The organism is Georgenia sp. SUBG003 (genome assembly GCF_000715355.2).
In the GTDB taxonomy this organism is placed as follows: Bacteria; Actinomycetota; Actinomycetes; order Actinomycetales; family Actinomycetaceae; genus Georgenia.
Genome location: NZ_CP180204.1, coordinates 689,694 through 701,578, shown reverse-complemented (window position 1 = coordinate 701,578; position 11,885 = coordinate 689,694). Strand labels below are relative to the sequence as shown.

General features: G+C 67.8%; 10 protein-coding genes and 1 pseudogene. 5 read left to right on the top strand and 6 right to left on the bottom strand.

All coding sequences use genetic code 11. The features are described from left to right. Nucleotides 1-8 precede the first annotated feature (8 nt). From DA06_RS03245 to DA06_RS03220, 6 genes are all read right to left on the bottom strand, one after another. Nucleotides 9-779: a GntR family transcriptional regulator gene (locus DA06_RS03245; RefSeq protein ID WP_418606850.1), complete on the bottom strand. Its 771-nt coding sequence runs from the start codon at nt 777-779 to the stop codon at nt 9-11. Then, nucleotides 776-1,660 (bottom strand): ABC transporter permease, encoded by an 885-nt coding sequence (locus DA06_RS03240; protein WP_418606848.1) that lies wholly within the window; start codon nt 1,658-1,660, stop codon nt 776-778. The genes DA06_RS03245 and DA06_RS03240 overlap by 4 nt, the downstream gene beginning before the upstream one ends. 7 nt (nt 1,661-1,667) lie before the next feature. Further along, on the bottom strand, nt 1,668-2,501 hold the full coding sequence (locus tag DA06_RS03235; RefSeq protein ID WP_418606847.1) for an ABC transporter permease: 834 nt from the start codon (nt 2,499-2,501) through the stop codon (nt 1,668-1,670). Nucleotides 2,502-2,645: 144 nt separating this feature from the next. Continuing rightward, the gene (locus DA06_RS03230; RefSeq protein WP_043497205.1) at nt 2,646-3,920 is read right to left on the bottom strand and encodes an NAD(P)/FAD-dependent oxidoreductase; all 1,275 of its coding nucleotides are present in this window, start codon (nt 3,918-3,920) and stop codon (nt 2,646-2,648) included. A gap of 8 nt (nt 3,921-3,928) precedes the next feature. Beyond that, a complete protein-coding gene (locus DA06_RS03225) occupies nt 3,929-4,603 on the bottom strand; it encodes a haloacid dehalogenase type II (RefSeq protein ID WP_043497203.1) in 675 nt (224 codons plus the stop codon). 18 nt (nt 4,604-4,621) lie between these two features. Next, nucleotides 4,622-6,172: an ABC transporter substrate-binding protein gene (locus DA06_RS03220; RefSeq protein ID WP_418606846.1), complete on the bottom strand. Its 1,551-nt coding sequence runs from the start codon at nt 6,170-6,172 to the stop codon at nt 4,622-4,624. A 418-nt stretch (nt 6,173-6,590) separates the two neighbouring features. Here DA06_RS03220 and DA06_RS03215 point away from each other — a divergent pair, with 418 nt between their 5' ends. The 5 genes and pseudogenes from DA06_RS03215 (at nt 6,591) to DA06_RS03195 (ending at nt 11,827) form a co-directional block, all read left to right on the top strand. Beyond that, nucleotides 6,591-7,916 (top strand): cation diffusion facilitator family transporter, encoded by a 1,326-nt coding sequence (locus DA06_RS03215; protein WP_418606845.1) that lies wholly within the window; start codon nt 6,591-6,593, stop codon nt 7,914-7,916. Nucleotides 7,917-7,974: 58 nt separating this feature from the next. Next, complete coding sequence (locus DA06_RS03210) at nt 7,975-8,556, top strand: GNAT family N-acetyltransferase (protein WP_043497200.1); 582 nt, start codon at nt 7,975-7,977, stop codon at nt 8,554-8,556. A 23-nt stretch (nt 8,557-8,579) separates the two neighbouring features. Next, nucleotides 8,580-9,002: a hypothetical protein gene (locus DA06_RS03205; RefSeq protein WP_043497198.1), complete on the top strand. Its 423-nt coding sequence runs from the start codon at nt 8,580-8,582 to the stop codon at nt 9,000-9,002. After that, the gene (locus DA06_RS03200; RefSeq protein ID WP_418606844.1) at nt 8,980-10,287 is read left to right on the top strand and encodes an aspartate aminotransferase family protein; all 1,308 of its coding nucleotides are present in this window, start codon (nt 8,980-8,982) and stop codon (nt 10,285-10,287) included. The genes DA06_RS03205 and DA06_RS03200 overlap by 23 nt, the downstream gene beginning before the upstream one ends. Nucleotides 10,288-10,319: 32 nt before the next feature. After that, nucleotides 10,320-11,827 (top strand): annotated as a pseudogene (locus DA06_RS03195) (NAD-dependent succinate-semialdehyde dehydrogenase). Nucleotides 11,828-11,885: the final 58 nt, after the last annotated feature.

The following is an 11,885-nucleotide window of genomic DNA, read 5'->3' as shown; positions in this document are numbered from 1 at the left end:
AGTGAGGACTAGTCCGTGACCACGGGATGAACTCCCCCTTTGTGGTCGTGCCAGTGGCCTTCGTCCGCGGGGTCACCGAGCTGCTTGTGCAGGGTGCGCAGACCTGAGCTCAGATGGTTGTCGAGCTCAGCGAGCAGACCCTCCTGATCGCCCGAGGCAAGGAGGTCGAAGATGCGCCGATGCTCCTCGAGGTAGTCCTCCTGCCCCTCGAGGCTCTTCACGAGGATGTTGAAGCCCAGGCGGGTCTCGCCGGACAGGGTGTTGTGCATCCTGGTCAGCCGGGGGCTGCCCGACGCCTCGACGATCAGCTCGTGGAAACGCAGGTCGGCCGCGACCACGCCCGACCACTCGTGCGCCTGGATCGCGAGCTCCATCTGCCCGAGCACCTGTTCGAGGGCGGCGATCGTCGCAGCTGGGACGCCATGAGCGAGCACCTCGACCATCGCGGCGCGTTCGACGGCACTTCGCGCCACGAAGAGGTCGTTGAGGTCGTCGTAGGCGAGGACCGGGACGAAGATGCCGCGGTGAGGATGGCTCACCAGCAGGCCCTCCTGCACGAGGCGCTGCAGGCCCTCCCGGACCGGTCCCCGGCTGGTGGAGTACTGTCTCGCCAGCTCCACCTCGTTGAGCTGAGCCCCAGGTGGGTAGCTTCCGTCGACGATGCGCCGACGCACCTGCGTGGTGATGACCGAGGACAGGGTCCGCTTGCGTACCTGTGGCGCGCCGCTCGCGCCGCGGGCCGCCTTCGGTCGACTCCTCGCCGGCTCAGTCGTGCTCATGTCCTCGTCCTTGCCTTCGTGTCTCGATGCCCTGCCCGATGAACGTGACCGCAAGTGCGGTGAGGAAGATCGCCAGGCCGGGGTAGATGACCAGACCGGCCGCACTGGTCATGTACGGCTGACCGTCGGCCAGCATCGCCCCCCCAGTCCGAAGCCGGCGGTTGCACGCCGAGGCCCAGGAAGGACAGGGCGCCCACGGTGATGAGTTTGTGCCCGAACCTCAGAGCCGCGTGAGCCAGCAGCGGACTCAGGGCGTTGGGCAGGACGTGACGGACGATGATGAATCGGCGAGTGAAGCCGAGGCTGTCGGCGGCCTCGATGAAATCACGCGAGTTGATCTCCAGCGCCAGGCCGCGCGCGAGCCGAGCGAACGGCGTCCAGCCACCGATGGCCAGCGCCAGGATGAGGGTGCCGTAGCCGGGGCCGACGATCGCCACGAGGAACATGGCGACGATCATCTCCGGAAAGGCCAGCATCACGTCGGACAGGCGCATCACGAACTCGTCCAGAGCCCCCTTGACGCGGGCGCACACTAGGCCCAGAAGGGTTCCGAGGACGGCGGATATGACGAGCGTGACCGCAGCGATCGAGACGGAGAAGCGCCCGCCCCACATCAGCCGGGAGAGGACGTCCCGACCCAGATGGTCCGTCCCGAGAAGGTGTCCCGCACCGGTAGGCGCCAACCGATTCGCAAGATCCTGCGCGGCAGGGTCGTGCGGCGCCAGCCAAGGGGTGAGCAGGAGCACCGCCACGACGAAGACCAGGGCGCTCAGACCGATCCGGAGGTTGAGCGGCCACGGCCTGCGGACCTTTCGCCGACGGACCGGAGCGGAGATGCGTGCAGTGTCAGCGGTGTCAGGAACCTCGACCTGTTCGGCCACGGGATAGTCAACGAGAGGCATTGGACGACCTCACTGTGGGATTGATGAGTGCGTAGAGAACGTCCGTCAGGGTCGTGATGAGGACCGTGAGCGCCACGATGCACACGATCGCTGCCTGCATGACGGGGAGGTCACCGTTGGTGACGGAGTCGTACACCAGTCTGCCCATCCCGGGCACGGCGAAGATGACCTCGACGACGACGGAGCCGCCGAGGAGACCGGCGAGCCAGACGGACACCAGTGTCACGACCGGAAGGATCGCGTTGCGGATCCCGTGCTTGAGCATCGTCTCGGCGAAGCTGAGCCCGCGGCTGCGGGCGGCGGTCACGTGGGGCGACTCGAGGACGTCGATCATCGAGGCGCGCGCGACCTGGGTGAAGTAGGCCAGGGGACGCAGCGCAAGCACAAGACAGGGCAGGACCATCGACGACGGTCCTTGCCACCCCGCGGACGGCAGCAGCCCGAGGCCGAGGGCGAACACCATCACCAGAACCGGCCCCAGCCAGTACTCAGGTATCGCCACGAAGGCCTGTGTCGTCGTCGTGATGAACGTGTCGGCGGACCTCCCCTTCCGGATCGCCGCGATGGAGCCGAGCGGAAGCGCGACGATCACCGCGAACCCGAGTGCGGCGACCGCCAGGGTGGCGGTGACACCGAGCGCACCACCGATCATCTCGGTGACGGACGTCCGGCTCGTGTAGGACAGACCGAAGTCGCCCTGGGCGACCCGGCTCAGCCAGCCCGCGTACTGCTCGACGATCGGCTGGTCCAACCCGTTCGCCGTGCGGAAACGCTCGACGGCTGCCGGGTCGATGTCGAGCGATCCCGTACGGGCCCGCATGAGCTTGCGTACCGGATCGCCGGGGGGTCATGTAGGGAACGAGAAAGACCAGGAATGAAGCGACGATGAGGGTACCGGCCAGGACGACCAGCCTTCTCAGGGCAAAAATCATGTGTTCCTCCTCGCTCCGCCCATGTCGGTTCTTCAGCTCACCTTGTCCAGGAACTTGAACAGTGGAGCCGCAGGCGGCAGGAACCACGGCGGACCGAAGTGGCCCGGCATGGGGAAGAAGGTGAGGGATCCCCAGGGATTGACGTCAGAAGCGCCACCGACCATCTGCGCCATCACCGAGCCCATGTGGGTCGCCATCTGGACCCCGTGGCCGCTGTAGCCCACCGAGTACAGGACTCCGTCACGCTCGCCGGCGTGGACCATCTGGTCCAGGGACATGTCCACGAGGCCGCCCCAGCAGTACTCGATCCGGGTACCTGTGAGCTGCGGGAATATCTCGGTCATCCCCCGGCGGAGAATGCGGCCACTTCTTGCGTCCGACTCCTTCACGGTCACGGCGAAGCGTGCACGTCCCCCGAAGAGCAGCCGGTTGTCCGGGGTGATGCGGAAGTAGTAGCAGACGCGGTTCGTGTCGGCCGCGACGCGACGGGTCGGCATGATGTCGTCGATCAGCTCGTCGCTGAGGGGCTCCGTGACGATGACGTAGCTCCCGATCGGCACGATCCTGCGCTGCAGCCACGGAGTCAGACGCCCGGTGTAGCCGCTGGTGGCGACGACTACCTGGTCTGCCCGAACCACACCGACCGAGGTGTGGACGTCGTGCGCACGGCCGGCCACGCGACGTAGCTCCGTGACCTCGCAGTCCTCGTGGATCGAGACACCGCGACGGGTGGCGGCCGCGGCCAGGCCGGCACAGAGCTTTCCGACGTGCACGCCGGCGCCGAGCGGGTCGACGATTCCGCCGGGGAAGTAGTCGGAACCGATCTCCTCACGGATACGGTCCGGGGGAACGAGGGTGGTCGTCTGCCCTATGTCGTCGAGCATGTCGACCGTCCGCCTGAAGGCGTCGTAGTGAGCCGGCTTGCTCGCGAGCGTCAGCTTTCCGACGCGCTCGAAGTCGCAGTCGATCCCCTCGTCGACGACGATGCTCTCCAGGGTGTCGATAGCATCGTTGTAGGCCAGGAACATCTTCGCGGCGGCCTCGCGGCCGTAGCGCCTGACCGCTTTGGGGTAGGAGATCGCGAGACCGGTGGTGGCCATTCCACCGTTTCTGCCGGACGCCCCCCAGCCGACGGTGCGAGCTTCGAGGAGCACGACGTTCGCCCCGTCACGCGCCAGATGCAGGGCCGTGGACAGCCCTGTCAGCCCTGCGCCGATCACCGCGACATCCGCCCGGCCAGGGAGCGGCCGACGTCGGAAGTCACCGGCGGAGGCGGCCGTGTCGAGCCAGTAGGATCGCAGCTTCATGGCTGGCCTCAGAGTCCGAGGAGCGCCGGCACACCAGCGAGGTCAGTGGTCTCCGCGTAGCCGTAGTACGGCACCGAGGGGTCGTAGCCCCGGTTGACGTAGACCTTGTTCTCGATGCGCAGCTCGTTGCAGGGGATGATGTCGTACCAGATGTGCGACGAGATGTGCAGGATCTCGTCACGGGTGCAGTTGAGCTGGTCGAGCATGTACTCGAACGACTGGTACCGCGGCTTGTAGGCTCGCGCCTGCTCGGCCGTGAAGACTCGGTGGAACGGGGCACCGAGCTGTGCGACGTTGTTCTGGAGCATCTCGTCCTCGGCGTTGGAGAGGATCACGAGCGGATACGCGTCGGCGAGCTTCGCCAGCGGCTCAGGCACGTCGTCGTGCGGGCCCCACGATCCCACTGCATGGACGATCGCCTCGACGTCGGACGTCTTGAATGGGATCCGCCACCGGTTGCAGACCCGCTGCCACGAGTCGCGCAGCACCTGGCGGTACAGCTTGTACTCGCCGAGGACCTCGTCGATCCGGTACGCGCGGAAGTCCTTCAGGAACGTCGCCGTGTCCTCGGGGGCGATCTCGCCGGCGATCAGCGGGCGTACCGCGTCCGCCATCTGAAAGTTCGTCAGTGTGCCGTAGCAGTCGAACGTGATGTACTTCGGTCGGTAGCCGGTGTCTTTCACGGAGCGTCTCCTGTTCGATCAGTCTTCGAGGGCCAGTTCTGCGGTGATGGCGTAGCGGTTCAGAGGGTCGTCCACGAAGCCGACGACGTTGTTGCGCACGGCGGTGACGGACTGCTCGTGCACGATGAAGGCGGTCACCGCCTCGTCCTGCAGCTTCTGCGCAGCTTCCGCATAGAGGTCGTAGCGCGCGTCCGGATCCGACTCCGACCCGGCGGCGCCGAGGATCGCGTCGAACTCCGGGTCGCAGTAGTGGCTGACGTTGAAGCTGCCCTCGCACGTGTAGTCCGACGTCAGGAACCCCATCGGATCGGCGATGTCGATCAGGTGGTTGCGGGAGAGGAGCGTCATGTCGTACGTGCCCTCGAGAAGCGCCGGCTCGATCGCGGCGTACTCGGCGATGTTCACCGTGACCCCGATGCCGATCTCGGCGAGGTTGGCCTGCACGACCGCGGCGAGATCCGCGAAGTCTGGCCGTTCGGTGTAGCCGAGCAGCTCGACGTTCAGTTCGCCGGGTGCGTAACCCGCCTGCGCGAGCAGCTCCCTGGCCAGCTCGAGGTCCTGCTCCACCGGGGCGCCGTTCGGCGCCCAGGGTTCCTCGGGCGCGAAGGGGCCGATGGCCGGCTCAGCGACTCCGTCGAAGACGTTCTGCGCGATGGAGTCCAGGTCGAGCGCTGCCTGGACAGCCCTTCTGACGTTCGGGTCGTCGAACGGCGGGCGTGAGGTGTTGAAGTGCAGTCCTGTGGTCCTCGGCGTGAAGGTCCGGGTCACCGTGACCTCGGAATCGGCCTCGACATCCGCGATGCTCGTGGCCGGCAGGAACCCGGCGATGTCCGCCTCGCCGGTCTGGATCTGCGTGGCCCGCGCGGTGCCCTCCGGAATGAACTGCACCTCCACCCGGTCGAGCGGCACGTCCCCACCCCAGTAGTCCGTGTTGGGCTCGAGACGGAGCGACTGCCCCGGCGCATAGTCGGTGATGGCGAACGGGCCGGTGCAGGTACCCATCGGGTCGGTGCCCGCGTCCGTGTATGCCTCGGGGGCGAGGATTCCTGTGTTCACGCTGGCCAGCCGGTACGGCAGGAGTGCGCTCTCCTCCGGGGTCACGACGCGGACGGTGTCCTCGTCGACGACCTCGACGGACGACACGACCGAAGGACTGAAGGCGCGCGGCGGCGCGTCCGTCCCCAGAACGTAGTTGAGGGCGGTCGCCACCGTCTCCGCAGTGAGCCGGGTGCCGTTCTGGAAGGTCACGTCGTCGCGCAGCGTGACGTCCCACGCGAGCGGCTCGGTCTGACTCCACTCGCTCGCCAGGAGGGGCTTGAGCTCCCCGGAGACCTCGTCGTACCGGATCAGCGTCTCGAGGCAACCGATCTGGCTCAGCATCACGGCATCGTCGGACTCGACGGCGAAGTTTGAGCTCGGCGCGAAGAGTGTGCTGAAGGTCAGCCCGCCGCCCGCCGACGTGGTCGAACCACCTGAGCCGTCGCCGCCGTTGGCGAAGCCGCATGAAGCCAGGGTGAGCCCGAGGGCCGCGGACAGAGCGAGAAATGGAACTGCTCGTGAAGAACGCATCTTCCACCACCTGATTGGAAAGGTGAGCAACCAGTAGTCGGCTGGCTGATCGAGATTGGACGGAACGGTAGGGAGGCCTGCTGGGATTGTCAACACCCTCCAGCCAGAAGGTTCGGCGTCAACAACGGGCCAGCACGGCCGCCAGTTCGGACACCGGACTCCCGGCCGGTCCGAGACCCGTTTCGCCGCGATCACCTCTGTGTTTCCGTTGAGTTTCCGCGCCCTGCCGTATCGGCGGTCGCATGGGCCAAGTTCTGGAGAACTTGCTCCGGAGCCAGCCGTGGCCCGGATCAGGCGCGCCACGGGGGGCGTCGACAGATTGTTGACAACCGTTGACCCGCGCTGGGTCCGTCTGTAATGTCCGCCGTGACATATCAGCGGCGTTCATACGTCGGCACACCAAGCGATGGTGGTACGCATGAATCAGAACTCCCGGCCTTCCAGGCACTCCTCCCGTCCGGCTGTCATCGACGCTCCCGACGTTCACGGCGGCGGGCACGGCCACGACCACGATTACGACCACGGCCACGACCACGACCACGACCACGACCACGGCCACGGCCACGGCCTCGACGAGGGGCACCGGCACGACCACGCCAAGGCGCACGGCCACGGCAAGTCGCACGGTCACGGCCACGGCGAGGGGCACGGTCACGACGAGGGGCACGGCCACGACCACGACCACGACCACGACCACGACCACGGTCACGGTCTGTGGGCGAAGATCAAGCACATGGTCGTGCCGCACTCGCACGACTCGAACGAAGCGATCCAGTCGGCGGCCGAGTCGAGCAAGGAAGGGATCCGTGCAGCGTGGATCGGGCTCGCCGGGATGGGGGCCACCGCGATCATGCAGATCGCCATCGTGGCGATCTCGGGTTCGATCGCGCTTCTCGCCGACACGCTGCACAACGTGGGCCATGCCGTCACGACGATTCCGCTCGTGATCGCCTTCAAGATCGGCCAGCGGGCAGCGAGCAGCCGGTACAGCTACGGGTACCGCCGCGCGGAGGACCTCGTCGGACTCTTCATCTCCCTGATCATCGCCGTCTCCGCCGGGGTCATCATCTGGGAGTCGGTGGACGCCCTGATCAACCCCCGCGAGATCACCAACCTCTGGTGGGTCTTCGCGGCCGGTCTCGTCGGCGCTGCCGGCAACGAGCTCGTCGCCATCTACCGGATCCGAAGCGGCAGGAGGATCGGCAGCGCAGCACTGATCGCCGAAGGTCAGCACGCCCGCGCCGACGGCCTGACCTCGGTGGCCGTGGTCATCGGGGTGCTGGGCGTGTGGATGGGCTTCCCGCAGGCTGACGCGATCATCGGTTTCTTCATCGCCGCGGCGATCCTGTGGATCCTGGTCAGCTCGCTGCGCACCACGCTGCGCCGGCTGATGGACGGCGTCGACGACGGGACGATCGACAAGATGACCGCGGTCATCGCCTCCGTGCCCGGCGTGGAGACCGTGACACGGGTACGTGCCCGCTGGAGCGGTCACCGGCTCGAGGCGGACGCCAACGTCGGCGTGAGCTCGAAGCTCTCGATGATCGATGCGCACGCCGTCGCCGAGGCCGTGGAGCACGAGATCCTGCACCGGGTCGCCCACGTCGAGAACGTCGTGGTGCACGTCAATCCCGTGGTCGGCAACGTCGAACCGCCCGAGCTGCACGAGCTGACGGGACACCACGTCAGCGCCGAGGCCAGGGCGGCGTACCGGGCCGCCAAGGGCCTCCCCACGAAGGCCTGACCTCGCGGCCTGCCGTTCCCGTTCCGAGCACCTGCCACCTTCTTACGAGGAGCCAGACATGACCGACGTACCGGGCATCACCATCCGCGAACTCACGAGCTCTGACCTCGACGGCGCCCGAGCGGTCATGTTCCGCTCCGTGGCCGAGGACTTCGGCTCCGAGTACGACCCGGCGATCCACTCTGACATCGACGACCTCATCGGCTGGTACGTCACGCCAGACGGACCGTTCATGCTCGTCGTGGTCGACGACGCCACGGGCCAAATCGTCGCTACCGGCGGGATGCGCGGCGGCGCCCTCAAGGAGGGGCTGAGCCCCGAGCATCTCGTCAGTCGGTACCGCGACGGACGCACCGGCCAGATCGTCCGGGTCTACACCTTGCGGGAGCACCGGCGCCGGGGAATTGCGAGGGCCCTGGTCCGAGCCATTCTCGATCGCGCCCGGGCGGACGGGCACTACGACCGGATCGCCCTGCACACGTTCCTCCACTCGCCCGGCGCCGTTGCCTTCTGGGAGTCGATGGGTGCCGAGCTGGTGCACGACGACACCAGCGGCTCGTCCGCCGCGATGTTCTACGAGTTCCCGACCCTCGCGGCAGCGGCGAGCGCCGCGACCCGCGCCACATCCCAATCGCTCTGACCACTCGAGAGAACAGGAAGATCATGACCAAGCGCCGCGACCTTTTCATCTTCGTCGCCGACCCTCAGCGCGCCGACGAAGCCCGGGACTACCTCAGCAACTGGCTGCGCGAGCTGGACGGACATCCCGGCTACCTCGGTGGTGCCGTGCTTCAGGAGTCGGCGGGGGAGCTTCTGGACAACACTCTCGTGCTGGCGCTCGACTTCGAGTCGACAGCGGCCGCCCGGGCCCTCTGGCCGAAGATCGAGAACACCGTCAACCCGGTCTACCCGGACGACAAGTCGGACAAGAGCCCGGACCAGGGGTCGTTCTTCTACGACGGCACGAAGCAGGCGGTGAAGGACGGCGCCGAACTTCCGCTGAAGTTCACCCGGGGAGACGGTCTGCTCGCCCGCATGCTCCACATCCACGCGGAGGCCATCGATGAGTACTCTTCGCGATCCTGAGACGGTCGAAGACCTGGCTCCGATCACGTCCGCCGACCTCGGACCGGCGCGGCCCAGATCCACTTCGGCGCTCGGCACGCTGTGGCATCCGCAGACCCACATGCCTGGTGCCGCGGAAGATCGTCTCGTCATCGCCTCGGGCGACGGCGCCTGGGTGGTCACCGAGGACGGCCGTCGTCTCCTCGACCTCCCGGCAGGCCTGTGGCACGCCAACGTCGGGCACGGCCGTGAGCGGCTGGCACGTGCCGCTGCGCGGCAGATGTCGACCCTGGAGACCTACCACCTCTTCGGTGCGCACGCCACGCGGCCAGCGCTCGAGCTCGCCGAGCGGCTCTCGGAGATGGTGCCGATCGAGGACGCGACCGTGTTCTTCACCTCGGGCGGTTCCGACTCCGTCGACACGGCGTGCAAGCTGGCACGGCGGTACTGGCAGGCGGTCGGGCTGCACACGAAGCGGGTCGTCCTCAGTCGTGAGAGCGGCTATCACGGGCTCCACGGCTTCGGCACCAGCATCGCCGGACTGGAGTTCAACCGTGAGGGGTACGGATCGGACTCTCTCGTGCCGGAGACGGCTCGCGTGCCGCGCGACGACCTGGCCGAGACCGAGCGGATCATCCAGCAGATCGGACCGGAGAACATCGCGGCGCTGGTGGCCGAGCCCGTCATCGGCACGGGTGGCGTCTTCCCACCACCTGACGGCTACCTGCGAGGGCTGCGGGAACTGACCCGACGGCACGGCATCCTGCTGGTCGCCGACGAGGTCATCACCGGCTTCGGCCGCACCGGAGACTGGTTCGCGTGCCAGCGCTGGGGCATCGAGCCCGATCTCATCACGATGGCGAAAGGCATCACCTCCGGCTATCTGCCGCTCGGGGCGGTAGCGATCTCTCCCCGTGTCGCGGAGCCGTTCTTCATCGGCCGGGACGCGCCGATCTTCCGTCACGGTCTGACGTACTCCGGACACGCCACCGCTTGCGTCGTCGCGATGGAGAATCTCGACATCATCGAGGAGGAGGGACTCGTCGAGCACGTCCGCGAGCTCGAGCCCGTGCTCCAGAATGCCGTGCACGAGCTCGCCTCCTCCTCCCTGGTACGCGACGTCCGGTCGGCAGGGCTGATGGCGGGGGTGCAGCTCGTGGCCGACATCGACGGCGCAGCCGTCGTCCGCGCTGTCCGCGACGACGGCGTTCTCACCCGGCTCATCACGGACAACACCCTCCACATATCCCCCGCCGTTCGTCGTCACCGGCGCCGAGCTCACGGACGCGATCAGCAGGATCGGTGAGCACCTCGCCTCTATCGAGAGGATCGTCTGACATGTCGCAGAGCGTCTCGGTGCAGCCGGCCACCGGTGCTGCAGTGCACGCGGCACGAGCCACACTCGCGAAAATTCCCAGGGGATACCTGGCGGACGGATGGCGAGAGTCTCGCGGGGGTCGGACGTTCCCGGTCGCCGACCCGGCCACCAACCGCACGATCGCGAGGTGGTCGACTGCACCGTGAACGACGGGCTGGAGGCGCTCGGGGCGGCCGACGCGGCAGCGCGGGCCTGGGCTCGAACCGCCCCCCGGCGCCGGGCCGACGTCCTGCACCGCGTCTTCGCGCTGATGAAGGAGCGGCGGGAGGAGCTGGCGACCCTCATCACCCTGGAGGTGGGCAAGACCCTTGCCGAGGCTCGGGGTGAGGTCGACTACGCCGCCGACTACGTGCGCTGGTACGCCGAGGAGGCGGTCCGGGCGGGGGGCCGCAGCACCGCTACGCCCGAGGGCACGTCACACATCGTGACAGTGACAGAGCCCGTCGGCCCCTGTCTGCTGATCACGCCCTGGAACGTCCCGCTCGCGATGGCGACTCGCAAGGTCGCTCCCGCCGTCGCCGCAGGCTGCACGGTCGTGGTCAAGCCGGCGGACCTGACACCGCTGGTCACCCTTGCCTTCGGACAGATCGTCCTGGACGCGGGCGCACCACCGGGCGTGGTCTGCGTCGTGCCCACGACCAACGCCGCCGACGTGTGTGCGGCGATCATGGCCGACCCCCGGTTGCGTAAGGTCTCGTTCACCGGGTCGACGCCGGTCGGGCGCCTCCTGCTGGCCCAGGCGGCCCCTCGTGTGCTGCGCACCTCGATGGAGCTCGGGGGCAACGCCCCGTTCGTCGTCTTCGACGATGCCCACCTCGACGTCGCGGTCGAGCAGGCGGTGATCGCGAAGATGCGGCTCGGGGGGCAGTCGTGCGTCGCCGCGAACCGGTTCCTCGTGCAGGAAGGCATCGCCGACGCCTTCGTCCACCGGCTCGGAGAACGGCTGGCGGCCGTCCGCGTAGGCCCCGGACTCGACGACGAGAGTGATCTCGGTCCGCTGATCGACCAGCGTGCCGTTGCGAAGGCCACGCGACTGGTGGAGGACGCGGTCTCCCGGGGTGCCGTCGTCGTCGCCCGTGCGCAGCAGCCGTCCGGACCGGCTGACGGCCACTACTTCGCGCCGGTCGTGCTCGACCACGTCCCCGTCGGTGCGGCGATCATGGAGGAGGAGGTGTTCGCCCCCGTCGCCGCTGTCCATCGCTTCGCCGACGAGGAGGAGGCGATCGAGCTGGCGAACGCCACAGAGCACGGCCTCGCCGCCTACGTGGTCACCCGCGACCTGGGACGCGCCCAGAGGGTCGCATCGAGGCTCGAGGCCGGCATGGTCGGTGTCAACCGGGGCCTGATATCCAACGTGGCTGCGCCCTTCGGCGGCATCAAGCAGTCCGGTCTCGGGCGTGAAGGGGGTGCCGAGGGGCTGGCGGAGTACCAGCAGCTCAAGTACCTCTCCGTCCCCGCGTTCTCGTAAGCCCCGGTATCGGCACGGACATGGCGATGCTGCTTCGCCCGTGCGCCCGCATCCCTCA

What these genes read in the sequence shown, in the direction of transcription:
- DA06_RS03245 (WP_418606850.1), bottom strand. Translation starts at nt 779, where the DNA reads ATGAGCACGACTGAGCCGGCGAGGAGTCGACCGAAGGCGGCCCGCGGC.
- DA06_RS03235 (WP_418606847.1), bottom strand. Translation starts at nt 2,501, where the DNA reads ATGCGGGCCCGTACGGGATCGCTCGACATCGACCCGGCAGCCGTCGAG.
- DA06_RS03230 (WP_043497205.1), bottom strand. Translation starts at nt 3,920, where the DNA reads ATGAAGCTGCGATCCTACTGGCTCGACACGGCCGCCTCCGCCGGTGAC.
- DA06_RS03220 (WP_418606846.1), bottom strand. Translation starts at nt 6,172, where the DNA reads ATGCGTTCTTCACGAGCAGTTCCATTTCTCGCTCTGTCCGCGGCCCTC.
- DA06_RS03215 (WP_418606845.1), top strand. Translation starts at nt 6,591, where the DNA reads ATGAATCAGAACTCCCGGCCTTCCAGGCACTCCTCCCGTCCGGCTGTC.
- DA06_RS03210 (WP_043497200.1), top strand. Translation starts at nt 7,975, where the DNA reads ATGACCGACGTACCGGGCATCACCATCCGCGAACTCACGAGCTCTGAC.
- DA06_RS03205 (WP_043497198.1), top strand. Translation starts at nt 8,580, where the DNA reads ATGACCAAGCGCCGCGACCTTTTCATCTTCGTCGCCGACCCTCAGCGC.
- DA06_RS03200 (WP_418606844.1), top strand. Translation starts at nt 8,980, where the DNA reads ATGAGTACTCTTCGCGATCCTGAGACGGTCGAAGACCTGGCTCCGATC.